The organism is Nonomuraea insulae (assembly GCF_042656245.1).
Genome location: NZ_JBHSPA010000045.1, coordinates 418,456 through 443,959 on the forward strand (window position 1 = coordinate 418,456; position 25,504 = coordinate 443,959).

The 25,504-nt window shown below is 69.9% G+C and carries 21 protein-coding genes; 10 read left to right on the forward strand and 11 right to left on the reverse strand.

The features are described from left to right. The first annotated feature begins 74 nt into the window (after positions 1 to 74). The 6 genes from ACFPZ3_RS36295 to ACFPZ3_RS36320 all read left to right on the forward strand — a co-directional run bounded on the left by ACFPZ3_RS36295 (position 75) and on the right by ACFPZ3_RS36320 (position 7,325). Complete coding sequence (locus ACFPZ3_RS36295; protein ID WP_379518843.1) at positions 75 to 1,274, forward strand: cytochrome P450; 1,200 nt, start codon at positions 75 to 77, stop codon at positions 1,272 to 1,274. A 64-nt stretch (positions 1,275 to 1,338) separates the two neighbouring features. Next, positions 1,339 to 2,037, forward strand: coding sequence for a response regulator transcription factor (locus tag ACFPZ3_RS36300; RefSeq protein WP_379518844.1), 699 nt, complete (start codon positions 1,339 to 1,341; stop codon positions 2,035 to 2,037). Continuing rightward, positions 2,034 to 3,431: a sensor histidine kinase gene (locus ACFPZ3_RS36305; protein WP_379518845.1), complete on the forward strand. Its 1,398-nt coding sequence runs from the start codon at positions 2,034 to 2,036 to the stop codon at positions 3,429 to 3,431. Before ACFPZ3_RS36300 ends, ACFPZ3_RS36305 begins: the two co-directional genes overlap by 4 nt. 39 nt (positions 3,432 to 3,470) lie before the next feature. Next, entirely contained in the window at positions 3,471 to 4,631 is a 1,161-nt protein-coding gene (locus ACFPZ3_RS36310) for a bifunctional glycosyltransferase family 2/GtrA family protein (protein WP_379518846.1), read from the forward strand. Further along, on the forward strand, positions 4,628 to 6,694 hold the full coding sequence (locus ACFPZ3_RS36315; protein ID WP_379518847.1) for an ArnT family glycosyltransferase: 2,067 nt from the start codon (positions 4,628 to 4,630) through the stop codon (positions 6,692 to 6,694). The genes ACFPZ3_RS36310 and ACFPZ3_RS36315 overlap by 4 nt, the downstream gene beginning before the upstream one ends. Positions 6,695 to 6,953: 259 nt before the next feature. Then, entirely contained in the window at positions 6,954 to 7,325 is a 372-nt protein-coding gene (locus tag ACFPZ3_RS36320; protein ID WP_379518848.1) for a hypothetical protein, read from the forward strand. A 123-nt stretch (positions 7,326 to 7,448) separates the two neighbouring features. Here ACFPZ3_RS36320 and ACFPZ3_RS36325 read toward each other — a convergent pair whose 3' ends face one another. From ACFPZ3_RS36325 to ACFPZ3_RS36340, 4 genes are all read right to left on the reverse strand, one after another. Continuing rightward, positions 7,449 to 7,715 (reverse strand): hypothetical protein, encoded by a 267-nt coding sequence (locus ACFPZ3_RS36325; protein ID WP_379518849.1) that lies wholly within the window; start codon positions 7,713 to 7,715, stop codon positions 7,449 to 7,451. A 69-nt stretch (positions 7,716 to 7,784) separates the two neighbouring features. Then, positions 7,785 to 8,636, reverse strand: a complete 852-nt coding sequence (locus ACFPZ3_RS36330) for a helix-turn-helix domain-containing protein (RefSeq protein WP_379518850.1) — start codon at positions 8,634 to 8,636, stop codon at positions 7,785 to 7,787. 57 nt (positions 8,637 to 8,693) lie between these two features. Beyond that, positions 8,694 to 8,954: a hypothetical protein gene (locus tag ACFPZ3_RS36335; RefSeq protein ID WP_379518851.1), complete on the reverse strand. Its 261-nt coding sequence runs from the start codon at positions 8,952 to 8,954 to the stop codon at positions 8,694 to 8,696. 141 nt (positions 8,955 to 9,095) lie between these two features. Then, positions 9,096 to 10,109, reverse strand: coding sequence for a phosphotransferase family protein (locus tag ACFPZ3_RS36340; RefSeq protein WP_379518852.1), 1,014 nt, complete (start codon positions 10,107 to 10,109; stop codon positions 9,096 to 9,098). A 256-nt stretch (positions 10,110 to 10,365) separates the two neighbouring features. On the opposite strand from ACFPZ3_RS36340, the gene ACFPZ3_RS36345 reads away from it, so the two are divergent. Beyond that, positions 10,366 to 11,268: an ROK family protein gene (locus tag ACFPZ3_RS36345; protein ID WP_379518853.1), complete on the forward strand. Its 903-nt coding sequence runs from the start codon at positions 10,366 to 10,368 to the stop codon at positions 11,266 to 11,268. A 64-nt stretch (positions 11,269 to 11,332) separates the two neighbouring features. Here ACFPZ3_RS36345 and ACFPZ3_RS36350 read toward each other — a convergent pair whose 3' ends face one another. The 6 genes from ACFPZ3_RS36350 to ACFPZ3_RS36375 all read right to left on the reverse strand — a co-directional run bounded on the left by ACFPZ3_RS36350 (position 11,333) and on the right by ACFPZ3_RS36375 (position 21,506). Further along, complete coding sequence (locus tag ACFPZ3_RS36350; protein WP_379518854.1) at positions 11,333 to 13,285, reverse strand: acyclic terpene utilization AtuA family protein; 1,953 nt, start codon at positions 13,283 to 13,285, stop codon at positions 11,333 to 11,335. 7 nt (positions 13,286 to 13,292) lie between these two features. Further along, positions 13,293 to 14,060, reverse strand: a complete 768-nt coding sequence (locus tag ACFPZ3_RS36355) for an enoyl-CoA hydratase-related protein (protein ID WP_379518855.1) — start codon at positions 14,058 to 14,060, stop codon at positions 13,293 to 13,295. Further along, the gene (locus tag ACFPZ3_RS36360; RefSeq protein WP_379518856.1) at positions 14,057 to 15,931 is read right to left on the reverse strand and encodes an ATP-binding protein; all 1,875 of its coding nucleotides are present in this window, start codon (positions 15,929 to 15,931) and stop codon (positions 14,057 to 14,059) included. Before ACFPZ3_RS36360 ends, ACFPZ3_RS36355 begins: the two co-directional genes overlap by 4 nt. Further along, positions 15,928 to 17,463, reverse strand: a complete 1,536-nt coding sequence (locus ACFPZ3_RS36365) for an acyl-CoA carboxylase subunit beta (RefSeq protein ID WP_379519026.1) — start codon at positions 17,461 to 17,463, stop codon at positions 15,928 to 15,930. The genes ACFPZ3_RS36360 and ACFPZ3_RS36365 overlap by 4 nt, the downstream gene beginning before the upstream one ends. Positions 17,464 to 17,548: 85 nt before the next feature. Then, complete coding sequence (locus tag ACFPZ3_RS36370) at positions 17,549 to 19,963, reverse strand: serine/threonine protein kinase (RefSeq protein WP_379518857.1); 2,415 nt, start codon at positions 19,961 to 19,963, stop codon at positions 17,549 to 17,551. 181 nt (positions 19,964 to 20,144) lie between these two features. Then, complete coding sequence (locus tag ACFPZ3_RS36375) at positions 20,145 to 21,506, reverse strand: FAD-binding oxidoreductase (protein ID WP_379518858.1); 1,362 nt, start codon at positions 21,504 to 21,506, stop codon at positions 20,145 to 20,147. Positions 21,507 to 21,558: 52 nt separating this feature from the next. Here ACFPZ3_RS36375 and ACFPZ3_RS36380 point away from each other — a divergent pair, with 52 nt between their 5' ends. Beyond that, positions 21,559 to 22,134 (forward strand): hypothetical protein, encoded by a 576-nt coding sequence (locus ACFPZ3_RS36380; RefSeq protein ID WP_379518859.1) that lies wholly within the window; start codon positions 21,559 to 21,561, stop codon positions 22,132 to 22,134. A 10-nt stretch (positions 22,135 to 22,144) separates the two neighbouring features. Here the strand turns inward: ACFPZ3_RS36380 and ACFPZ3_RS36385 are convergent, their stop codons facing one another. Then, positions 22,145 to 23,356: an aspartate aminotransferase type Ic gene (locus ACFPZ3_RS36385; RefSeq protein WP_379518860.1), complete on the reverse strand. Its 1,212-nt coding sequence runs from the start codon at positions 23,354 to 23,356 to the stop codon at positions 22,145 to 22,147. A gap of 247 nt (positions 23,357 to 23,603) precedes the next feature. On the opposite strand from ACFPZ3_RS36385, the gene ctaD reads away from it, so the two are divergent. Further along, entirely contained in the window at positions 23,604 to 25,232 is a 1,629-nt protein-coding gene (ctaD, locus tag ACFPZ3_RS36390; RefSeq protein WP_379519027.1) for an aa3-type cytochrome oxidase subunit I, read from the forward strand. A 37-nt stretch (positions 25,233 to 25,269) separates the two neighbouring features. Then, complete coding sequence (locus tag ACFPZ3_RS36395) at positions 25,270 to 25,503, forward strand: hypothetical protein (RefSeq protein WP_379518861.1); 234 nt, start codon at positions 25,270 to 25,272, stop codon at positions 25,501 to 25,503. The last annotated feature ends 1 nt before the right edge of the window (position 25,504 follow it).

Here is a 25,504-nt window from a genome sequence, read left to right on the forward strand (position 1 = left end):
ACTTGACGACCGAGCCCTGCATTGCTTACTTTCGCGTAAGTAAGCAATGCAGTCCGGCTTGTAGGGAGCAGACTATGGCGGAAACCTTCCCTGTCCCGCGCACGTGCCCGTTCGCGCCGCCACCCGAGTACGAGCACATGCGCGAGCAGGCCCCCCTCGTGCGCGGCACACACCGCGACGGCGAGGTGTGGCTCGTCACCCGGCACGCCGAGGCCAAGCAGGTCCTGGCCGGCAGCGGCATCAGCACCAACCCCGCCAGCCCCGGCCACCCGAACGCCATCACTTCCGGGACCCGGTCACCCGAGGAGATCGCCGCGCTGGAGGCGTTCTCCATCGGCCACTTCATCGACCTCGACCCGCCAGAGCACGGCCGCTTCCGCCGCCTGCTCATCCCCGAGTTCACCGTCAGGCGGATGAGGGAGCTGCGGCCGGGCATCCAGCGGCTCGTGGACCAGCTCATCGACGACATGCTCGCCAAGGGGCCGGAGGCCGAGCTGGTGGAGGCGTTCGGGCTGGCGCTGCCCTCGCTGGTCATCTGCCAGCTCCTCGGAGTCCCGTACGCCGACCGCGAATTCTTCCAGTCGCGAACCCGGACGATGATCGACCCCACGGCGGACTCGCAGACCAGATGGGGCGCGATGTCCGAGCTGAGGTCGTTCCTCGACGGTCTGGTCACGGGGGCCGAGGCCGCGCCCGAGGACGACCTGCTCGGCCGCCTGATCGGCAGCGGGCAGCTGACCCACGACGAGCTGGTGGGCGTGATCTTCCTGCTGCTCGTCGCCGGTCACGAGACCACCGCCAACATGCTTCCCCTGTCCGTGCTCACCCTTCTGCGTCACCCCGGCCAGCTCGCCGCGCTGCGCGAGAACCCCGGCAAGTGGCCGATGGCCGTGGACGAACTGCTGCGCTACCACTCGGTCGTGGACTGGGTGGCGTTCGACCGGGTGGCCACCGAGGACCAGGAGATCGGCGGTCAGCAGGTCAGGAAGGGCGAGGGCATCTTCGTGCTCGGCGCCTCCGCCAACAGGGACGAGCGGGCGTTCGAGCGGCCCGACGAGTTCGACGTCGAGCGCGGCGCCCGGCACCACGTGGCCTTCGGGTACGGCGTTCACCAGTGCCTCGGGCAGAACCTGGCCAGGGCCGAGCTGGAGATCGCGCTGCGCACGTTGTTCGAACGCATTCCCGATCTCCGGGTCACGGTGTCCGACGAAGACCTGTCCGCCAAGTACGATGGAGCCATCTTCGGGCTCAAAGCGATGCCCGTGGCGTGGTGATCCTCATGAAACGACCGTGAGACCGTTCATCACCTTTTCATGATGACCCCCTAGCGTTTGTAGCATGAGTGAGCCTGCACGGTTGCTGGTAGTGGACGACGAGCCCGCGTTGCGCGAGGCGTTGCAGTCGAGCCTCGAGTTCGAGGGCTACAAGGTCGTCACGGCCAACGACGGGCATCAGGCGCTCGACGCCGTGGCCTCGGACACCTTTGACGCGGTGCTGCTCGACGTCATGATGCCCCGGCTCGACGGGCTGACCGCGTGCCGCAGGCTGCGCGCCTCGGGCAACCACATCCCCGTGCTCATGCTGACGGCCCGTGACGCGGTCGGCGACCGGGTGTCGGGGCTCGACGCCGGGGCCGACGACTACCTCGTCAAGCCGTTCGAGCTGGACGAGTTGCTGGCCAGGGTGCGCGCCCTGCTGCGGCGGGGCGCGCTCAGCGGCGGCACCCCCGAGGGCGACGCGCTGACCTACGGCGACCTGCACATGGACCCGGCGACCAGGGAGGTCACGCGCGGTGACCGGCGGCTCGACCTGACCAGGACCGAATACCTGCTCATGGAGCTGTTCCTGGCCCATCCGCGCCAGGTGCTGACCAGGGACCAGATCCTGAGCGAGGTGTGGGGGTTCGACTTCGAGCCGACGTCCAACTCGCTCGACGTCTACGTGATGTACCTGCGGCGCAAGACCGAGGCCGGGGGCGAGCCGCGGGTGATCCACACCGTGCGCGGGGTGGGTTATGTGCTCCGGGCCACGGCGTGAACGGCACCGGCCTGCGCGCGCGTCTGCGTAACCTGTCCGGGCGTGGCAGCCTGCGTACGCGGCTGACGCTCCTGGTCACGGTGGCCGTGGCGCTGGCCATCGCGATGTGCGCGGGCCTGTCGTACTTCATCCTGCAGGACCGGCTCCGGGGCAACCTCGACATGACCATCAAGGAGTCCCTGAGCCAGGGCGACAAGGGTTACCTGGAGCACAACTGCTCGCCGGACGGCACGCGGGGCCCGTTCGCCGAAGGCATGGCCACGTTGTTGTCCGCCGACGGCACCACCTGCTCGATCGGCCCTTCTCCGATCATGCCGGACTACGAAAAGGACAAGGAGGCCTTCCGGCCGTGTGATCCGGTCTACCGCGACGGTGAGACGCGCGACGGCAAGCGGCTCCGCGTGGTGACGGTCAACTTCAAGCCGGGCGTGGCGGTCATGGAAGCCAGGCCTTACGGCTACATCGAGTACACGATGCGGATCGCCGCGCTCATGCTCGGCGGCATCACCGTGCTGGGCGTGCTCGGCGCGGCCTGGGCCGGGCTGGCGATCTCGCGGACCGCCCTGCGCCCCGTGGGCAACCTGACCAGGGCGGTCGAGCACATCGCGCAGACCGAGGACCTCGACACGCGCATCCCCGTCACGGGCACCGACGAGATCGCCCGCCTGTCCTCCTCCTTCAACGCCATGACGGCCTCCCTGGCGGGCTCCAGGGACCGCCAGAAGCAGCTCGTCGCCGACGCGGGCCATGAGCTGCGCACCCCGCTCACCACTCTCCGCACCAACATCGACCTGCTGCTGCGCAGCGAGCAGACCGGCCGCAGCCTCGACCCGGGCGCCAAGGAGCGCCTGCTGGTCAACGTGAAGGCCCAGTTCGCCGAGCTGTCCACGCTCGTCGCCGACCTGCTCCAGCTCGCCAGGGGCGACACCGACCACGAGCCGCACGTCGAGCTGGGCTTCCACGAGGTGGTCACGGCCGCCGTCGAGCGGGCCAGGCTGCGCGGCGCCGAGGTCACCACCGACCTCCAGCCCTGGTACGCCGTGGGCAGCTCCACCTCGCTCGAACGCGCCGTGCTCAACCTCATCGACAACGCCGCCAAGTTCAGCCCGGGCGGCCAGGTCGAGGTGAAGCTGCACGGCGGCCGCCTGACCGTCCGCGACCACGGCCCCGGCCTGCCCGAGGATGAGCTCCCGTACGTCTTCGAGCGGTTCTGGCGCTCCCCGTCGGCCCGTGGCCTGCCGGGGTCCGGGCTGGGGCTGGCGATCGTGAAGCAGGCCGTCGCGGAGGCTGGTGGCACGGTACGCCTGACGAACGCGCCTGGTGGCGGAGCGATCGCGACCATTCAGCTACCGGGAACTCTCATCCGTCACTCAGAATCGGATAAGTCCCCTTAAAGACCCGAAACGTGAGCTGTCTGCATGGAGATAACAGCAGTGCGGACACGCCTGGTCGAGGTGGTCGTCCCGGTCTACAACGAGCAGCGGGCGCTGAGGGCGAGCATCACCCGGCTGCACACGTACCTGACCAGGAACCTCCCCTACGGCTTCCGCATCACGATCGCCGACAACGCCAGCACCGACAACACCTGGCAGCTCGCCACCGAGCTGGCCGGTGAACTGCGGCACGTACGCGCCGTGCACCTCGACGAGAAGGGGCGCGGGCGGGCACTGCGCCGGGTCTGGTCGGAGAGCGAGGCCGACGTCGTCAGCTACATGGACGTGGACCTGTCCACCGACCTGGACGCGTTCCTGCCGCTGGTGGCGCCGCTGCTGTCGGGTCACAGCGACCTGGCCATCGGCACCCGCCTGGCCAGGGCGTCCCGGGTGGAGCGGGGGCCCAAGCGCGAGTTCATCTCCCGCTCGTACAACCTGCTGCTCCGCTTCGGCATGGGCGCCGGGTTCTCGGACGCGCAGTGCGGCTTCAAGGCCGTCCGTACGGAGATCGCCCAGGCCCTGTTGCCCGGTGTCGAGGACGAACAGTGGTTCTTCGACACCGAGCTGCTGCTCCTGGCCGAACGCCACGGGCTGCGCATCCACGAGGTGCCCGTCGACTGGGTGGACGATCCGGACAGCCGGGTGGACATCGTGCAGACCGCGCGCGACGACCTGCGCGGCCTGCTCCGGGTGGCGCGCAAGACGTTGTCCGGCGCGGCCCGCATCCCGGTGCCCGCCCGGGTCGAGCGGGCCGAGCTGCCCCGGGGGATGGCCAGGCAGCTGCCCCGGTTCGCGATCGTGGGCGGGATCAGCACGCTGGCGTACCTGCTGCTGTACTCGCTGCTGCGCCAGGTCGTGCCGCCGCTGCTGGCCAACGCGATCGCGCTGCTCGTCACCGCCGTGGCCAACACCGCCGCGAACCGCCGCTTCACCTTCGGCGTCAAGGGGTCGGGCGGGGCGATGCGGCACCAGTTCGAGGGGCTGATCGCCTTCCTCGTCGGGCTGGTGCTCACCTCCGGGAGCCTGTCGTTGCTGCCCGCCGGGGTCTCGCACGGAGTGGAGCTGATCGCGGTCATCATCGCCAACGCGCTCGCCACGCTCGTACGGTTCCTGCTGCTGCGTGTCTGGGTCTTCAACCCGAAGCGGAGGTCCGTCCGATGACCGCCGCCACCGTCGCGAAGGCCGGGCACCGGGCCGCCTCCTCACGCGGCCTCCTCTCCCGCGTGTTCCTCGGCGCCGAGGACGACCCCCGCTGGTCGCGGCCCGCCATGTGGGCGGTGCTGGCCGTCGCGTTCGTCATGTACGCGTGGGCGCTGAGCGGCAACGCCAACGAGTACTACGCCGCCACCGTCCTGTCGGGGACGAAGAGCTGGAAGGCGTTCTTCTTCGGGGCGCTCGACGCCGGCTCGTACATCACCGTGGACAAGCCGCCGCTGGCGCTGTGGGTGATGGGGCTGTCGGCCCGTCTCTTCGGGTACGGCACGTGGAGCATGTTGCTGCCGCAGGCGCTGGCCGGGGCGGCCTCGGTGGGACTGGTCTACTCGGCCGTCCGGCGGGCGTTCCCGGGCACTTCCGGGGACGTGGCCGCGCTCGTCGCCGGTGTCGTCATGACGCTCACTCCGATCACCGTGGCGATCAACCGGGACAACAACCCCGACACGGTCCTCGTGCTGCTGCTGGTGCTGGCGGCCTGGTTCTGCCTGGAGTCGCTGCGGACGGGGCGGCTGCGGTCGTTGCTGCTGGCGGCGTTCTTCGTGGGGCTGGGGTTCAACGCCAAGATGTTGCAGGCGTACCTGGTGGTGCCGGCGTTCGGGCTGGCGTACCTGGCGTGCTGCCGAGGGCCGTGGCTGCGCCGGGTGGGGCACCTGCTGGCGGCCGGGGTCGTGCTGGTGGTGTCCAGTGCCTGGTGGATGGTCATCACCGATCTGTGGCCCAAGGACTCCCGCCCGTACATCGGCGGCTCCACCGACAACACCGTCTGGGACCTGGTGATCGGCTACAACGGCCTCGGCCGTGTCTTCGGTCAGGGCCAGGGCAACGGCGGTGGCGGCGGCGGTGGCGGCTGGGGTGGAGATCCGGGAGCCGGGCGGCTGTTCAACGACGTCCTGGCGGGGCAGATCTCCTGGTTGCTGCCGTTCTGCGTGGTGGCGCTGGCGTTCGCGATCGTCATGCGGCTGCGCCGGCTCACCGATGGGGGGCCGTCGGGGGCGGCGTGGCTGGTGTGGGGTGTCTGGCTGGTCGTCCACTACGTGGTGTTCAGCTTCTCCAGCGGGACCTTCCATCCGTACTACACCACGGCCATGGCTCCGGCGGTGGCCGCGCTGTGCGGGATGGGCGTGGTGGTGATGTGGCAGGCGTACCGGCGCTCGCGGACCTGGTCCTGGGTGCTGCCGCTGGCGGTGGCCGTCACCGGTGCGTGGTCGTTCGTGGTGCTGCGCCGTACGCCCGAGTGGGTGCCGTGGCTGGCCTGGGTCGTGCTCGGGGCGACCCTGGTGGCCGTGGTGGTGCTCGTGCTGGCTCGGGTACGGGCCCAGGTGACGGCACGGATCGCGGCGATCGCGCTGGCGGCCACGGTGGTCGCCGGGCTGGCCGGGCCGGCCGCGTACGCGGTGACGCCGCTGCAGTCCCAGGTCAACGGCTCGAACCCGACCGCAGGTCCATCCACAGGGGGTGGCATGGGCTTCGGGGGTCCCGGGGGAATGCCCGGAGGCGGCCAGTTCGCCGGCGGGCGGCGCGGCCAGCAAGGAGGCGACGGCCCGCCCAACGGCGAGGCCCAGCCTGGCGGTGAGGGACAGCCCAACGGCGAGGCTCAGCCCAACGGCGAGGGGCAGACTGGGACCACGGAACGTGGCAGCGGCCGGGGCGGTTTCGGCGGACGAGGTGGCGGTCCCGGTGGGGGTGTGAGTGATGCGATGGCCAAGTACCTGGTGGCCAACCAGGGCAAGGCCACCTGGCTGGTCGCGGTGAACAGCGCCATGCAGGCGTCGGGCCTCATCCTGTCCACCGGCAAGCCCGTGATGGCCATGGGCGGCTTCACCGGCAGCGATCCCGCCATGACCGTGGACCGCCTGCAGTCCCTGGTCTCCTCAGGACAACTGCGGTACGTCATGTCCGGCGGCGAGGGCGGGGGACCGGGCCGGGGCGACACCGAGGTGACGACCTGGGTGCAGGCGAACTGCACGGCGGTGGCCGGCCAGGACGGTCTGTACGACTGCGCAAAATAGCCGAGGGCGGGGCACCGTGACGGTGCCCCGCCCATTGCCGTCGTGCGATGTATTTTGTCGGGTATAACAGCGAAAAATCTTCGCCTTGATATAGGCGGATCCGTCCGAATTTATGCTCCCATACAGCCCCTGACCAGGGGAATGTCTTTTCGGATGCGTCCCACGGGAAGCGATCGGAGGAGTAGCCTGTGGGCAAAGAAGTGGGACCGGAGATCTGTACCATCCCCGGTCCCTTACCCCAAGGTAAGGGAGACCTGGTATGAGCTTCAAGGAAATCGCCCTCCAAGTCAGCACGCAACTCGACAACGAGTTCGTCCGGATCCGGGCCGACCAGCTGGCGATGGGTCAGCAGCTCACCGAGAAGATCGACGGCGTGGCCCAGCAGGTCAAGGTCCTTGACAGCAAGTTCACCCAGCTCGATGGCAGGGTCGGAGTGCTGGAAACCAGGTTCGACAGGCTGGAGGTCAGGTTCGACAGGCTGGAGACCAGGTTCGACGGGCTGGAGGCTCGGGTCGGCAGCCTGGAGACCAAGGTCGACAGGCTGGACACCAAGGTCGATGGGCTGCAGGAGAACCAGACGGAGATGATGCACATCCTCATCGCCATCCAGCGCAAGCTCGAAGTCAACTAGCCCCACCCCAACCGTAAGGGCGGGCCCGTGCACGAGGCAGGGGCCCGCCCTCACGCGTGACCGATCCAGGCGTCAGGCCGGTTCGCTGGGTGCCGCCGTCGAGCGCGGTGTAGCGGGAGGTGCTCAGGCGGGCAGGGCGGCCAGGAGGAAGGCGAGGCGGGCGGCGGCGGACTCGACGTCGTCCGTGGTGCCGAGGCGGTAGCCCCACGAGGTGAGGAAGGCCCCCTCGTCGGAACAGGTGACGGTCTCCACGAGGGTGGCCGAGAAGCGGTTGCGGACCGACACGTACGCTGGGTCGCTCGACAGGGCGAGGTTCTGGACTGACAGGTCAGCGTGACGACCCGCGTGCCACGCGAACCGCTCGAGGCTGAGCGCGGTATCAAGCATCATGCGTCACCTCCGCAACGTCTCGCGACAGAATTGCACGATCTTGCGGTGGGTGGCAAGCAATTGCTGCGGTTAATGTGGAGTTTGTTTCCGGTATTCGTGAAGAATGCCGATGATGACCTCGCGTCCCGCTTCCTCGAAGTCGGCCACCTTCGCGTAATCGTCGAAGGCTCGTACGTAGAAGGCTATGTCGTCCGGATCACGCAGTATGAGGTCCTTTGTCATGGTTGCGACCGCGACCATGGCCTCGTTGTAGATCCAGAAGCCGTTGATCGGGTTGGCCGGAAGCTCGGTGCTGAACGGGATCACGCCGAACTCCACGTTCGGCAGTGTGCTGACGGCCAGCAGGCGGTCGATCTGGCCGCGCATCACCTCGGGCGGGGCCAGGGCCGTGCGTAACGCGGCCTCGGTCACGATGAACCTGAACGTCCGCGTCCGGTCGTAGAGGATCTCCTGGCGCTGCATGCGCACCCGCACCGCCGCGTCGATCTGGTCGGCGGCGCTGTAGAGGCGCTTGACCTTGCGGAAGACGTGCCTGGCGTATTCGGAGGTCTGCAACAGGCCCACGATGATGCCCGGTTCGAAGACGCGAAAGAGCTTCGTACGCGCCTCCAGATCGCGTACGTCCTCCTGGATCGCCGCCAGGCCGCTGCGGTGGCGCTGTTTCCAGTCGTCGTGCCGCTCGAGCAGCGCGATCGACTGCCTGATCAGCTCATCGGTCGTGTCGGGCGAGGCGCCCACCGCCTGCGCCCACACGACCACGTCATCCTCGGTTGCGGTCTGCCGGGCGTTCTCCAGGCGGGAGACCTTGGACGGTTGCCAGCGCAACCGCTCCGCCAGTTCCTTGCCCGACAGATGGACCCCCTCGCGCAGCTGACGTAGCTGGCTGCCGAGGTCGATGCGCGCCTGCTGAAACGACGTCACGCCGCAAGAGGCTAGTCCCGCGGGTACCGATCATGCCAGCATCCATCGCAATTGTGATCAACCGGTTGCCGTCGGTGTTCCTCCGCTGGTCGGGAAAGCGTTTGCCGCCAGGTCAGGCAGGACACGGCGGGCGATTTCGGTGATGAGTTCGCGGGGCACCTCGACCGCGGTCTCGCCGTCGAGCACGTCACGGAGGTCCGCGAGCGCCTCGGCGTCGGTGACGCGCAGACCTTGGACGACGATGGTGCCGCGGTCGGTTTCGTACAGGGTGGGACAGGCGCCCGCCTCCGAGGTGGAGCCGAGGAACCGCATGCGCATGACGATCCTTCCCGGATAACAGATGCAATTGCGCGCAATTGTACGTCTCGGGGATTGGTATGTGATCGTTTTTCCAGAAATCGTGATATAAGGCGGGGAATGTCTGGGTTGAATGCCCGGGTTTGATGGGCGGTGACCGCTTTAGTCGAGTGCGCCGTCCATGAACTCGCGCGCTCGCTCGAACAGTCCCAGGGTCGTTGCGTGCAACAGGTCGCCGATGTCCTTGGGCGCCTTGCCGGCGAACGCGCGCGCGTGGCTGCCCTCCAGGACGATGCCGAGCTTGAAGCAGGCCATGACCGCGTACCAGTCGATGGCCGACATGTCCCGCTCCGACAGCGCCGCGTAGTACGCGATGATCTCCCGCGGCGGCGGCAGCCCCGGCACGTGGCCGTTGTTGGAGGGCCAGGTGGCCAGCAGCCAGCCGAGGTCCACGAGCGGGTCGCCGATCGTGCACATCTCCCAGTCCACGATCGCGGCCACCCGGGGGCCGTCGCAGGCGAACATGAGGTTCGCGAAGTGGTAGTCGCCGTGCATGATGCCGGGTGTGAACGCACGAGGGAGGCGGCGGGCGAGCCAGTCGGCCGTCTCGTGCAGGCCGGGGATGTCGGGCCCCGGGTAGCCGTCGAGCTCCCCGTACGAGTCGAGCTCCTTGAGCCAGCGCGGCACCTGCCGCTCCAGGAAGCCCTCCGGCCGCCCGAACCCCGGCAGCACCCCCGGATCGACCCGCCCCAGCTCGGCCAGCGCCGCCGCGGCCTCCAGCCCCATGCGGTGCCTGATCGCCGGGTCGGACGCGTGCGGCTCCGGCAGCCCCGTCGAGGGGTTGAACCCGTCCACCGGTTCCATCAGATAGAACACCGGCTCCCGCAGGGTCTGCGCGGCCACCAGCCGGGGGGCGGCGACGGGCGTGTCACGCAGCGCCGCCAGCACCCTCGCCTCACGGCGCAGCACCTCGTTGCTCTTCCGGCGGGCGTGCATGGGAGGGCGGCGCAGGATGTACGGGTGGCCGGCGCGCTCGAAGCGCACCATGACGTTCTGCGTGCCGCCCAGGACCGGTGCCGGGGCCGTGATGGGTCCGCCGGGCAACCCCTGGGTGTCCATCCACGCGCCGAGCGCGTCGAAGTCGATGGCGCCGACGTCGATGTGGGTGGAGGTCATGGACCGCCCCTTCGACAGAATCATATTCTAGTGGCGACGACCCTATGAGAGCGGCGCGCGCACGGTCAACCTAGCGTCCGCGCGTACGTCGGGGCATGCCAGGGGATTCGGCGCCGTGCTCGTCCGGGGACGGGTGGTTCTCGCCGATTCGGCGGCTGTCAGGAGCCTTGCCCGGGGCGTGAGGCTGTGGGTTCGTGGGGCCTGGTCCTGTGTTGTCGGCGGGAGGTTCATGAGTGCGGGCGGGGAGAATGGTCGGATGAATGATGTCGTTGCTGCGGTGGATGTCGGCGGTACCACCATGAAGGGTGGATTTGTCGCCCGTGACGGGACGATTCACGGTTTTGAGCGACGGCCTACCCCGCGGGCGGAAGGTCCCGATCGGGTGATCGCCGCCGTCTCCGGATTCGTCGCCGACCTCACCAGGCCCCGCGCCGGGGTGCGTCCGCTGGCCGTGGGGCTGGCGGTGCCCGGGCTCGTCACCGCCAGGCACGCCGTCTTCTCCGCCGCGTTCGGGTGGCGCGACGTGCCTGCCGCTTCGTTCTTCGGCGATGTGGAGCTGCCGGCGGCTCTGGGGCACGACGTGCGGTCGGCCGGGGAGGCGGAGCTCGCGTACGGGGAGGGCGGGCGTGGTGTGCAGGACGTGTTGTACCTGCCCATCGGTACGGGGATCGCGGGGGCCGTGGTGTTGTCGGGAGCGCTGTACGGGGGCGCCGGCGGGTGGGCCGGGCAGGTCGGGCACATTCCGGTGTGGCCCGATGGGGTGGCCTGTGGGTGCGGGCAGAGGGGGTGCCTGGGGGCGTACGCGTCCGGTCGCGCCGTCGCGGAGCGGTACGGGGTGGAGCGGGCCGAGGAAGTGGTGCGGCTGGCGGCCCAGGGGGACGTTCGGGCGAGGGCTGTGTGGGGGGAGGCGGTGGAGGCGTTGGCTCTGGCGCTGGCGACGTACACGCTGGTGGCTGATCCCGCGCTCATCGTGCTGGGCGGTGGGGTGGCGCTGGCGGGGGACGCGCTCGTCGTACCGCTGCGGGAGCGGCTGGCCGGGCGGCTGGCGTTCCGGGCGGCGCCTGAGGTACGGGTGTCGCGGCTCGGGGCGATGGCCGGGCTGATGGGGGCGGGATTGCTGGGATGGCGGGCTCTGTCGGGGGTGCAGGGCTCGGGGTGATGGGGTGGGGAGTTCTGTCGGGGTGCAGGGCTCGGGGTGATGGCTGATGGAGCGGTGGGCTGTGTCAGGGGTGCAGGGGTCGGGGGATGTCCATCGGCTGGGCGCGTAGCTCCTCGCCCAATGCCTTGGCCTGGGGGTCCATTCTGGGGCTGGCCGCCACGCCTCTGCCGAGGAGGCCGTGGATGACGAAGTTCAGTGCTTTTAGGTTGGGGAGGTCGTGGCGGTCGATGCGGTGGCCGGCCAGGGATGGGAGGAGCTGTTCCAGGGTTGCCGGGGTGAGGTGGGTGGACAGCCATTCGTAGCGGGCCTGGGTGTCGGTCCAGACGCCCAGGTTGGCGTTGCCGCCTTTGTCGCCCGAACGGGCACCGGCGATCCGGCCCAGGGGGATGCGCGCGACCTCCTGGCCGCCGACCACCGGCGCCGAACTCCGCCGTCCTTCATCCCGCCGACCCGGCGCTGAGCGCGCGGGTGACGCGGGCGCGCCCGATGCCGCGCCGACGCCTGGCGGCCAAGCGGTGCCCGTTGCTTCGGCGGTGTCCGGTGGCTCGGCGGTGCGCGGTGTCGCCGCGGTGCCCGGTGTTGCGGTGGCACCCGGTGCCGCACTGGCGCCTGGCGGCCAGGTGGTGCCCGGTGGCTCGGTGGTGCCGGGTGTTGTGGTGGTGCGCGGGGGTCTGGATGTGCTTGGGGTCTCGGCGGGGCTCTGGGTTGTGGTGGTGGGCGGTGGTGCGGTGGGGGTCGCGTGGGGTGGGGGAGGGAGTTGGTCGCCGTTCAGGAAGACCTGGGGGTGGACTTGGGAGGACGGGACCAGGGCCGGCCAGTAGATCCCGTACGGTGAGGCGTTGGTGGGCGGGGTGAGGGTGTGGAGGCCGGGGTAGCTGGACAGGCCCGTTTCCACTACGGCGGCGGAGAAGGCGCGGCCGGCGAGGTGGGGGTCGGGGGACATGACGGTGACGCGGAGCAGGCCGGGATCGGTGAGGGTGACGTGGACCTCGTCGAAGGAGTCGCGGGGGATCCGGGACCAGAGGGTTTCCTCAGCCACCCTGGCCTTCGCCGGGATGTCCAGGCCCGTCAGGACGAGGGTCATGGTGTTGCGGTAGCCGCCCAGGTAGTTGACGGCGACCTTGAGGGTGTCCGGGGGCGGGTCGCCGCGGACGCCGGAGACCAGTACGCGGTCCGGGCCGTCGTCCGACAGGGTGATCGTGTCGAAGCGGGCCACCACGTCGGGGCCCAGGTAGCGGGGGCCGCCCAGTTCGTAGACCAGTTGCGCCGTGATCGTGCCGACCGAGACCAGGCCGCCGGTGCCGGGGTGTTTGGTGATGATCGCTGAGCCGTCCGGGTGGAGTTCGGCGAGAGGGAAGCCGCAGTGGGCCAGGTCCGGTACGTCCTGGAAGAAGGCGTAGTTCCCGCCGGTGGCCTGGCAGCCGCATTCGAGGATGTGGCCCACCACCACCGAGCCCGCCAGGGGGTCGAGGTCCTGCGGGCCCCAGCCGTACCGCCAGATGCCGGGGCCCGTCACCAGAGCGGCGTCCGTGACGCGGCCGGTCACCACCACGTCCGCGCCCGCCGACAGCGCGGTGGCGATGGGGCGGGCGCCGAGGTAGGCGTTGGCGGTCAGGGGGGTTGCTTCGAGGGGTTCGCCTGTGTCGGCGTTGACGAGGTCGAGGGGATGGCCGGTGAGGTCGTCGCCCGTCACGTGGGCGATGGCGGGGGAGAGGCCGAGGCGGGTGGCCAGGTCGTGTACGGCCTCCGCGCAGCCCGCCGGGTCCAGCCCGCCCGCGTTCGTCACGATTCTGATGCCTTTGTCGAGGCAGGGGCCCAGGACGTCCTCCAACTGGCGGAGGAATGTGGGCGCGTAGCCGGGGCGGCCCTTGAGCCGGTTCGCGGCCAGGATGAACATCGTCAGCTCGGCCAGCCAGTCCCCGGTCAGGACGTCGATCGGCCCGCCCTCCACCATTTCCCTCGCGGCGGAGAGACGGTCGCCGTAGAAGCCGCTGCAGTTCGCGACGCGCAGCACCATGGCAGCGTCAGACCTGGGGTGGGACCCATTTGGGGGGCCGCTTGTCCATGAACGCGGCGATGCCCTCCTGGCCTTCCTCCGAGGTGAAGCGCTCGGCCGACAGGTCGGTCATCCGCCGCAGGCCCTCCTGGAACGACACCCCGGGCACCTCTCTGACCAGCCGCTTCGTGATCGCCAGGGCTTCCGGGCCGCCCTTCATGAGCATCTCGGCGTAGTGGGCGACGGTGGCGTCCAGATCTTCCTCGGGCACCGCCCGCGACAACAGTCCGATGTCCACGGCTCTCGTGGCGTCGAAGACCTCGCCGGTGAGGAAGTACTCCGAGGCGGCGCGAGGGTCCAGGCGCCTGAGCACGGGGACGGCGATCATGGCGGGGGCGACCCCCAGCCATACCTCCGTGAACGCGAACGACGCCGTCAGCGGGGCGATCGCGAAGTCGCACGCCGCCACCAGGCCCAGGCCGCCCGCCCTTGCGGTGCCGTTGAGGCGGCAGATCACCGGTTTGGGGCTCTCCCAGACGAGACTCATGATCTCTGGGAAGGAGGCCGTCACGGGCGCGCCCGGTTGTCGCTGTTCTTTGAGGTCGGCACCGGAGCAGAACACGTTTCCTGTGGCGGTCAGCACGATCACCCTGGCGTCCGGGTCGGCGAGTGCCCAGTTCAGGCGGTCGGCCAGGTCGGTGAGCAGGCGTACCGACAGGGCGTTGCGGTTGGGCGGCGAGTCCAGCGTGATCGTCGCGACGCCGCCCGCGAGGTCCTTGTGCACCAGGCTTGTCATGAGTTCCCCTCCTGGATGATCGCCAGCACCGCTCCCGCGTCGACCTGCCGGCCCTTCTCCACGTGTACGGCGGACACCACGCCATCGGCCGGAGCGATGATCCGATGCTCCATCTTCATCGCCTCGATGACCAGGACCGACTGGCCCTTGGCCACCCGGTCGCCGGGCTCCACCTCGACGCGCAGCACGCTTCCCGGCATGGGGGCCAGGAGGGATCCGGGGGCGAGGTGCCCGGCGGGTTCAGGGAGACGGGGCACAGGGGTCAGCGCCGCATGGCCGTCGGCGTGGTCCACGTAGACGGTTCCGCTGTCATCGTCGTCGTAGCGGGTCACCTCGAACGTCCGTCGCACGCCGTCCCGTTCCAGGACCACCTCGTGCGACTGGGCGCTGATGACGGTGATCGCCTCGGGGAGGGGGTCGTAGACGACCGGCCCGGTCTCCTCGAAGTGGGCGCGGCTGGGCTGGGAGCGGACGTTGCGCCAGCCGCTGGGCAGGCCGGGCAACACCCGGGCCCGGCGGCGGTTCCCGGCGGCGATGGCGAGGGCGGCGGCCAGCGACGTCAACGGGTCAGCCGCGGCGGCAGGCGAAGAGACGGCGTGGGAGAGGAAGCCGGTGTCGATGTCACCGGCTATGAAATGGTGATTTGTCAGTATTTCGACCAACAAATCTCGATTTGTTGTGAGGCCGTGGAGCTTGGCCTGGCGCAGTGCCGTCGTCAGTCTGCGGACCGCTTCATCCCGCGTCGCGCCATGCGCCACCACCTTGGCCAGCATCGCGTCGTAGTAGGGCGACACCACGGACCCGGACTCCACCCCCGAATCCACCCGAACCTCACCCGGCACCTCGAACCGCCGCAACACCCCGCTCTGCGGCACATACTCGGCGTCCTCGGCATACAACCGCGCCTCCACCGCCCACCCGGCGCGCGCGGGCGGCTCGGGAGGCAGCGCCGCCCCCTCGGCCAGTTCGAGCTGCATCCGTACGAGATCCACCCCGTACACCAGCTCCGTCACCGGATGCTCCACCTGGAGCCGGGTGTTCATCTCCAGGAACGCCACCCGGTCCCCTTCGACCAGGAACTCCACCGTCCCGGCCCCGACATAGCCGACCTTCCTGGCAGCCCTGACGGCGGCGTCGTACAACGACTCCCGCGTCTCATCGGAGATCCCAGGCGAAGGACACTCCTCGACCACCTTCTGATGCCGTCGTTGCACGCTGCACTCGCGCTCGCCCAGCGCCCACACGCCCCCGTGCCGGTCGGCCAGCACCTGGACCTCGACGTGCCGGGCCCGCTCCAGCAGGGGCTCGGCGAACACCGTACCGTCGCCGAACGCCGAGGCGGCCTCGCGGCGCGCCGACTCGACCTCCAGGGCGAGCGAGCCGGGCTCGCGCACGATCCGCATCCCGCGCCCGCCCCCGCCCGCGGACGCCTTGACCAGCAGCGGGTACGACGAAGGCGCGGACAGATCGAGCGAGGGCAGAACGGGCACCCCGGCCTCCGCCATCAGCCGCTTGGCCTCGATCTTGGACCCCATGGCGGCGATGGCCTCGGGCGGCGGGCCCACCCACACGAGCCCGGCCGCCAGCACGGCCCGCGCGAACTCCGCGTTCTCCGACAGGAAGCCGTAACCGGGATGCACGGCGTCCGCGCCGCAGGCCCGGCACGCCGCCAGCAGCAGATCGGCGTCCAGGTAGGTCTCCGCGGGATGCGCGCCGGGCAGGCGTACCGCCAGGTCGGCCTCGGCCACGTGCGGCGCCCCCGCGTCGGGGCCGGAGAACACGGCGACCGTGGAGATGCCGAGCGACCGGCAGGTACGGAAGACGCGCCGGGCGATCTCGCCCCGGTTCGCGACGAGCAGACGACTGATCACGGCCGGAACACCCCGTAACCGGATGCCTCGGGCACCGGCGCGCTGTTGACCGCCGACAGGCACATGCCCAGCACGGTACGCGTGTCACGCGGATCGATGACCCCGTCGTCGTACAGGCGGCCCGACAGGAAGAACGCCAGCGACTCGGCCTCGATCTGCTCCTCGACCATCGCGCGCATGGCCGCGTCCGCCTCCTCGTCGTACACCTGCTCCTTCGCCCGCGCCGACGCCCGCCGCACGATCGACAACACCCCGGCGAGCTGCGCGGGACCCATCACCGCCGACTTGGCGCTCGGCCAGGTGAACAGGAAACGGGGATCGTAGGCGCGCCCGCACATGCCGTAGTTCCCCGCCCCGTACGACGCTCCCATGACGACGGTCAGATGTGGCACGGTCGAGTTGGACACCGCGTTGATCATCATGGCGCCGTGCTTGATGATGCCGCCCTGCTCGTAGTCCTTGCCGACCATGTAGCCGGTGGTGTTCTGCAGGAACAGCAGCGGGGTGCGCGACTGGTTCGCGAGCTGGATGAACTGCGTGGCCTTCTGCGACTCCTGGCTGAACAGCACGCCGCGCGCGTTGGCCAGCACACCCACCCGGTAGCCGTGGATCCGCGCCCACCCGGTCACCAGGGAGGCCCCGTACAGCGGCTTGAACTCCTCGAACTCGCTCCCGTCCACCACCCGCGCCAGCACCTCCCGCGGGTCGAACGGCACCCGGAGATCCTCCGGCACGATCCCGAGCAGCTCGTCGGCCGGGTAGACCGGCTCCCGCACGCCCGCCTCCGGCTCGCGGCCCTGCTTGCGCCAGCCGAGCGAGGCGATGATCCGCCGCCCGATCCGCAGCGCGTCGTGCTCGTCCTCCGCCAGATGGTCGGCCAGCCCGCTGACCCTGGCGTGCATCTCGGCGCCGCCCAGCGACTCGTCGTCGGACTCCTCCCCGGTGGCCATCTTGACCAGCGGCGGACCGCCCAGGAAGACTTTGGCGCGCCCGCGTACCATCACCACGTGGTCGCTCATCCCTGGCACGTAGGCGCCGCCCGCGGTGGAGTTGCCGAACACGAGCGCGACCGTCGGGACCCCCGCCGCCGACAGCCTGCTCAGGTCGCGGAAGATCTGCCCGCCGGGGATGAAGATCTCCTTCTGCGTCGGCAGGTCCGCGCCGCCGCTCTCGACCAGATTCAGGTACGGGAGCCGGTTGCGCAGCGCGATCTCCGCCGCGCGCAGGGTCTTCCTCAGCGTCCACGGGTTCGAGGCGCCGCCGCGGACCGTGGGATCGTTCGCGGTGATCACGCACTCGACGCCCTCGACCACGCCGATCCCGGTCACCACGCTCGCCCCGACCGGGAACTCGCTGCCCCAGGCCGCCAGCGGCGACAGCTCCAGGAACGGCGAGTCGGCGTCGACCAGCAGCTCGACCCGCTCCCTCGCCGGCAGGCCGCCGCGGGCGCGATGCCGCTCGGCGTATTTCGCGCCGCCCCCGGCCACCGCCCTGGCCTGCTCGGCGTCGAGTTCGGCCAGCTTGGCCAGCATCGCCTCGCGGCGCAGCCGGAAGTCCTCGCTGCCGGTGTCGAGCGTGCTCCTGATCACGTGCTCACCTCGGGAGAGCCGGCGACGGTCAGGTGCAGTGACTCCAGCCGGACTTCCAGCTCTGCGTGGCCCACGTGCCGCCCCAGATCACACACTTCTTCTTGGCGGCCGCGCGCACCGGGCCGGCGTACGCCGTGAACTTGCCCGCGTTGCTCACGCTGGAACCGCCCTTGACCTGAAGGATGGCGTTCATGGGCATCTTGCCGGGATACACCAGCTTCGACATCGTGACCACGCAGTTCTTGCCCGCGCTGCTGTTGTACGTGAGGTAGATCGTGGCGTAGGAGCCCAGCGCGTGAGAGTCGACGACCTTGTAACCGGAGCCGCAGACCGCCGTCACGCTGTACGGGTTCGGCTTCAGCTGCGGGGGCTTGGTCGTCGGCTTCACCGTGGGCTTCGTCGTGGGCCGCTTCGTCGTCGGGCGCGGGGCGCCCGTGCTGTACTCGGCCGACGGACGGTTCGTGGGCTCCGCGTCGGGTTCGACGAGCGTCGAATTCTTCTTTTTCTTCTTGGTCGGGGTGGGCTGCGGGCGATGCGTGGCCGGCGGCTGGGTGACCGGGTTGGGGACCTGGGCGATCGGCTCCCTGGTGGGCTTCTTCGCCTTCTTGGTCTTCTCCGGCTCGATGTCCAGTGTGGGGACCGGGGCCAGGGTTTCCGTCGGGAGCGCCACGGGCGGGGACACTTGAGCCTCGCCCGGCTGGCCGGCGCCCGAAGCGCCGTCGGTGTTGTTGGAGGTGTTGCCCACGGGTACGACCGGGACCTCCTTGGAGTTCGCCTGCACGACGACCGCGCCGGCCACCACCAGCAGCGCCGCCGCGGCGGCGCCGGAAAGAGCGAGGGTCAGGGTACGGCGCTGCTTGGCGGGCGCGCCGTCACCCGCTCCGTTGGGACGCCCTGGGACGCCCGCCTGGTAGGGGCCGTGGGGCGGCATGCCGCCGGGGCCGTGCGGGCTGCTGCCGGGGCCGCCCTGGGCGTGGCCGTGCGGCGTCTGGGCGCCTGCCTGAGGCATACCTGCCTGAGGGCCACCGCCGGGCATACCGGCCTGCGGTCCGCCAGGCATACCCGCTTGGGGGCTGCCAGGCATACCCGCCTGCGGTCCGCCGGGCATGCCGACCTGGGGTCCGCCCATGGGGCCGGGCTGCGCGCCGCCGGGCTGGTGCGATCCAAACGGTGCCGCCGCGTGGGGGCCGTTCTGAGGCATGCCCGCCTGAGAGCCACTCTGCGGGCCGTGGGGCGAACCACCCTGACCCGCACCACCCTGGACGGGTCCGCCCTGGGGCATCGCCGCCTGGGGGCCGCTGTGGGGTGCGCCACCGGCCGGGCCGCCCTGGACGGGACCGCTCTGTGCCGCCGCGGCTGCCGGACGGCCGTAGTCGCCGGTCTGCGGCGGGGTCGCCGGCTGCGGGCCCGCCTGGTTCGGCCCGCCCGCGAGGAAGGGGCCGGTCGGCTGCGTCCATGGGCCGGGATAGGCCTGCCCCTGTGCGCCTTCTGCTCCGGGACGGGCGATGGGACCGCTCGTGCCACTGGCACCAGCCTGAGGGGCGGCGGCGGCCGCGGCCGCACCGGCCGCGCCGAGGGCACCGGCCGAGAACGCGTTCTGGCCGGTCACCGGCTCGATGGCCGCCTTGGGGGCGGGCTGGCCGGTGAGCTGGACGATCAGTTCGTCCGCGCTGGGCCGCTGCGCGGGGTCCTTGGACAGGCAGGCGGCCACCAGGTCGCCCAGCACGCCCTCCATCTTCCCGAGCTCCGGCTCCTCGTTCAGGATCCGGTTCATCACCACGGGAATGGAGTCGGCGCCGAAGGCGGGCTTGCCGGTGGCGGCGAACACCATCGTGACGCCCCACGCGAACACGTCGGCCGCCTCCGACACCGCGGCGCCGCTGAGCTGCTCGGGCGCCAGGTACGACGGCGTCCCCATGGCCATGCCCGTGGCGGTCGCGCCGGGGGAGTCAAGGGCGCGGGCGATGCCGAAGTCGATCACGACGGGACCCTCGGGCCCCATGAGCACGTTGGCCGGCTTGAAGTCGCGATGCAGGATCCCGGCGCGGTGGATGGCCGCGAGCGCGGTGGCCGTACTGATGGCCAGGCGTTCCAGGGCCGCGCCCCGCCGCGGCCCCTCGTTGATCACGAGCTCGCGCAGGGAGGGCCCCGGCACGTACTCGCTCACGATGTACGGCCGGCTCCCGTCGAGGTCGGCGTTGAGCACGGGAGCGGTGCAGAACCGTGCCACCCGCTGCGCCACCGCGACCTCGCGCAGGAACCTGGTCCTGGCGTCGGTGTCGGCCACCAGGGCGTGGTGCAGCAACTTGACGGCGACCTGCTCGTCGGAGTCGCTCTTGCCCAAATAGACGACTCCCTGGCCGCCCTCGCCGAGCCGGGCGACGATGTCATACGCCCCCAGCCGCCGCGGATCGTCCGCCGCCAACGGCTGGAACTGATTCACGTCCGACCCCCATCACAACCCAATAGATGTGGCAAGACGCTACCAGCGTGACCAGCGGGGCGTCTGCCGGACCTGTCAGAAGTTTCACGTTTTGACGAGGAAAGTCAGCCTTTCGTCGCAGGTCGTGTGCGCCTCGAAGGCCAAGGTCACGGGTTGGTGAAGAGAGATCCGTTCACGCTCGTCAGATCGCCTTGCCGGGATTGAGCAGGCCCAGGGGGTCGAAGACGGCCTTGATCCCCCGCTGGAGCTCGCCGGAGACCGGGCCGGACTCCAGCTCCAGCCAGCGCCGCTTCAGCAGCCCCACCCCGTGCTCCCCGGTCAGGGTGCCGCCGAGCGCGAGCGCCTGCTTGAACACCTCGTCCGCCGCCGCCCACACCTCCGGCGGGGGCTCCACGGTGCCGTGCTCGAAGATGAAGACCGGGTGCAGGTTGCCGTCGCCGGCGTGCGCCACGGTGGCGATCCGCACGCCGTGCCGTTCCCCGGCCGCCTCGATCGCGGTGATCATGTCGGGCAGTACGGAACGCGGCACGCACACGTCCTCGACCAGGCACGCCCCCTGGCGCTCCTTGGCCCCGTAGGCCAGCCGCCGCAGCCCGATCAGCTCCTCGGCCTCGGCCGGGCTGGAGGACACGGCCACGAACGAGGCGCCGTTGCCGGTGCAGATGCTCTCCATGCGCTCGACCACGGCCTGACCGTCGGCCGCGTCGGACTGCCCGATCAGCATGGCCTGCGTGGTGGCTTCGAGGCCGATGTTGCGCCAGTCGTCGATGGCCTCCAGCGTGGCCCGGTCGAGCAACTCCATGAGCGACGGCTGGCAGCCGGCCGCCATGATCGCCGACACGGCCGCGCCCGCGTCCCGCAACGAGCCGAACTCGGCCGCGAACGTCGCGGGCGGCGCGGCCGGCGCCCGGCGCAGGCGCACCGTGGCGGCGGTGATCACGCCGAGCGTGCCCTCCGAGCCGACGAACAGCCCGGTCAGGTCGTAGCCGGTGACGCCCTTCATGGTGCGCCTGCCGGTGTTCAGGATCCGGCCGTCGGCCAGCACGACCTCAAGGCCGAGCGCCGAGTCCCTGGTCACGCCGTACTTGACGCAGCGCAGGCCGCCGGCGTTGGTGGCCAGGTTGCCGCCGATGGTGGAGATCTCGTAGGAGGACGGGTCGGGCGCGTACATGAGGCCGTGCTCCCTGGCGGCCTTGTCCAGGTCGGCGGTGATGACGCCGGGCTCGACGACGGCGATCTCGTCGGCGGGGGAGAGCTCCCTGATCGAGGTCATCTTCGCCAGCGACAGGACGATCGAGCCGTCACCGGCGACGGAGGCGCCCGCCAGGCCGGTGCCCGCGCCGCGCGGCACCACCGGCACCCGGTGCTCGGTGGCCCACTTCATGGTGGTCACCACGTCGTCGCGGGAGGTGGCCAGGACGACGCCGAGCGGCTTGCCCGGCTCCAGGAACGTGCGGTCGCGGGCGTAGGAATCGATCACGTCCGGGTCGGTGACGACGCGGGCTTCGGACAAGGAGTTCACCAGGGCATCAATCGGTCTCACACTATGCACCCTATGGTTTGCGTAGTGCGTTCCCAAAGGCCAGACTTCCCGAGTGGAAGTCAGGTGCCCCGTATGTTCGGAGACTGACCAGGTTGTCGCCGTTCCCGGAGCGGTCGCCGCGGGGACCACGTACAAGATCGGGCGCGTCAGGTTACCGGGCACGCGTGAGATCGCCGATCTGCCCACCGCGGCCGCGCTCGGGGCGTCGAAACACGTCATGAGCCGTACGCAGCTCGCGGTCTGGTTGTCCTTCCCCAGCCGCCACTACACCGCGTGGACCAGGAACCAGGGCTACGTCCTGCTCCTGGTGGCGGCCCTGGCGCACCTGGTCGTGTCGCTGGTGATCGCGATGGGGCAGGACCCGAAGTGGGGCGAGGTGCTGCTCGCCCCGTTCTGCCTGACGGGCCTGTTCTGGGGGCTCGGCCTGCTGAACGTGCTCGGCTCGTACGGCGCGCGCAAGCGCGACACGCAGGAGGCCCCGGCCAGGGAGAAGGCCCTGGCCGTCTGGGAGGGCCTCTACTACTGCGCGCGCGACAACGTCGTCTTCGAGCCGGGGGTCGGCGTCTCGTTCCATCCGAGCGAGACGCGCGAGTACATCTTCGGCTTCAGGAACAATCGCGTCCTCTAGCCCCGCTCCTTTAGCCCCGCTCCTCCGCGACGAGGCGGACGCAGACGGCCAGGCCGTTGATGGCCTGCTCCAGCTCCTCCGGCTCCGGGAAGGTCGGCGCGAGCCTGATCGTGCGGTCGTCGGGGTCCTTGCCGTAGGGGTGCGTGGCGCCCGCGGGCGTCAGCGCGATGCCGGCCGCCTTGGCCCTGGCCACCACCTCGGCCGCGTGCGGCACCTCCAGGCTGATGAAGTAGCCGCCCTTGGGGCTCGTCCAGGTGCCCAGGTCGCCGAGCCGCTCGGTCAGCACCTTGTCGACCAGCTCGAACTTCGGCCCGATCAGGTCGGCGTGCCGCCGCATGTGGGCGGCCACCCCGCCGCCGTCGCCCAGGAACTCGACGTGACGGAGCTGGTTGATCTTGTCGGGGCCGATGGATTGCTTCGAGGTGTTGTGCAGGAGCCACTTGACGTTCGCCGGTGAGCCGCCGAAGAAGGACACGCCGGAGCCGGCCAGCGTCACCTTCGAGGTCGAGGCGTAGACGAACACGCGGTCGGCGTTGCCGTGCTCGGCGCTGAGCGCCAGCAGGTCGGCCACCTCGTCAGGGGTGTCGGTGAGGTGGTGCACCGCGTACGCGTTGTCCCAGAAGATCCGGAAGTCGGGCGCGGCGGTCGTCATGGTGGCCAGCCTGCGCACGGTCTCGTCGCTGTAGGTGACGCCGCTGGGGTTGCTGTACTTCGGCACGCACCACATGCCCTTGACACTGGCGTCGGTGGCGACCAGGCGCTCGACCACGTCCATGTCGGGGCCGCCGGCGTTCATCGGGACGAGGACCATCTTGATCCCGAACCGCTCGCAAATGGTGAAATGCCGGTCATATCCGGGGACCGGGCACAGGAACGTGATCTCCGGCTCCTCGATCCACCGCCGCGCGGCGCCCGGCACCTGGGTGAGCAGCGCGTGCACCACCGTGTCGTGCATCATGGCCAGGCTGGAGTTGCCTCCGACCACGATCTGCCCCGCGGGGACCTGGATCAGCGGCGCGAACAGCTCACGCAACTCGGCCAGGCCCTGCAGATTGCCGTAGTTACGGCCGTCAGTGCCGTCGGCCGCGCGGTACGACGTCGGCAGTTTGAGCAGGTCGTTGGAGAGATCCAGCTGGCGCGGCGACGGCTTGCCCCTGGTGAGGTCGAGCGAGAGCCCTCGCTGGACGAGGTCGGCGTAGTCACGCTGAGCGGTCACGATCATCTCCTCCGAGTCGGTCCGGCTATCGAAGGATAGAAGACATCCCCGGGTGAGCCGGTAACCGGGCACCGCCAAAGCTTTCGTCGGCGAATAACAAAGAACGACTTCCCGTGCGGCGATCGTTGGCGTGGAATGGGTAGATCTGGGCAGGCCAAACTCCGCCTTGGAGGGAGCAGCCGTGACGACTGTTCGTGACACCTCGCTCGAGCAGGTCAGGCGCAGGCGCACCGGAACCGTCATCGCGTCCTGGATGTCGACGACCGACCACAAGGTCATCGGGTATCTCTACCTGATCACCTCGTTCGCGTTCTTCCTCGTCGCGGGCGTCATGGCCATGTTCATCCGGGCCGAACTCGCCGCCCCGGGCATGCAGATCGTCAGTCAGCAGCAGTACAACCAGCTCTTCACCATCCACGGCACGGTGATGTTGCTGCTGTTCGCCACCCCGCTGTTCGCCGGGTTCGCGAACGTGGTCATGCCGCTGCAGATCGGCGCGCCCGACGTGGCCTTCCCGCGGCTGAACGCGGTGGCGTACTGGCTGTTCCTGTTCGGCGGGCTGATGGTGGTGGCGGGGTTCTTCACGCCGGGGGGCGCGGCCGACTTCGGGTGGTTCGCGTACACGCCGCTGTCCGACGTGGTCCACACGCCGCAGGTCGGCGCGGACCTGTGGATCATGGGGCTGACCCTGTCCGGCCTCGGTACGATCCTCGGCGCGGTCAACTTCATCACCACGATCATCGGCATGCGCGCGCCCGGCATGACCATGTTCAGGATGCCGCTGTTCACCTGGAACGTGCTGCTGACCAGCATGCTCGTGCTGATGGCCTTCCCCGTGCTGGCCGCGGCGCTGCTGGTGCTCGAATCCGACCGCAAGCTCGGCACGCAGGTCTTCCTCAGCGACAACGGCGGGCCTCTGCTCTGGCAGCACCTGTTCTGGTTCTTCGGCCATCCCGAGGTGTACATCATCGCGCTGCCGTTCTTCGGGATCATCAGCGAGGTGATCCCGGTCTTCAGCCGCAAGCCGCTCTTCGGCTACATGGGGCTGGTCGGCGCCACGATCACGATCGCGGGCCTGTCGATGACGGTGTGGGCACACCACATGTTCCCCACCGGCCAGGTGCTGCTGCCGTTCTTCTCCTTCATGACGTTCCTCATCGCGGTCCCGACCGGGGTGAAGTTCTTCAACTGGATCGGCACGATGTGGCGGGGCCATCTCAGCTTCGAGTCGCCGATGTTGTTCGCCGTGGGCTTCCTGGTGACGTTCCTGCTGGGCGGCCTGACGGGCGTCATCCTGGCCTCGCCCGCGCTCGACTTCCACGTCAGCGACAGCTACTTCGTCGTCGCCCACTTCCACTACGTGGTCTTCGGCACCGTCGTGTTCGCCATGTTCTCCGGGTTCTACTTCTGGTGGCCGAAGATGACCGGCCGGATGCTCGACGACCGGCTCGGCAAGCTGCACTTCTGGACGTTGTTCATCGGCTTCCACACCACCTTCCTCATCCAGCACCTGCTCGGGCAGCTCGGCATGCCCAGGCGCTACGCCGACTACAGCCCCGCCGACGGCTTCACCACGCTCAACGAGATCTCCTCGGTCGGCGCCTTCCTGCTGGGGGCCTCGACGCTGCCCTTCCTCTACAACGTCTGGAAGACCGCCAGACGCGCGCCCAAGGTCACGCTCGACGACCCATGGGGTTACGGCAACTCCCTGGAGTGGGCGACGAGCTGCCCGCCCCCGCGCCACAACTTCACCAGCATGCCCTCCATCCGCTCCGAGAGGCCCGCCTTCGACCTGCACTATCCCAGGGAGAAGCCGGACGAGACTCCCGAGGTGGGAAAGGGCGCCCCCGAGGTGCCGCCGCGCCAGGACGCACCCGGCTGACCCCCCGCGATGTTGCGCCCATCTAAGGAGATCGGCGATGACAGGCACGAAGATCCCCTTCGACCCCGAGACGGCCCCCTGCGGCAAGAGGTCCGGCGGTGAACGCCTCGTCGACGATGACGGCTACGGCCTGGTGATCCGCGACCAGCTCTTCACGTGCGGCTGCCGCAGGATCCGCCACGAGTACCACGACGGAAGCATCCACCTGTCCGCCGTCCGCCACGACGGCAAACGGGTGAAGGATCCCATAGAACCCGACCACGGGAAGTGAC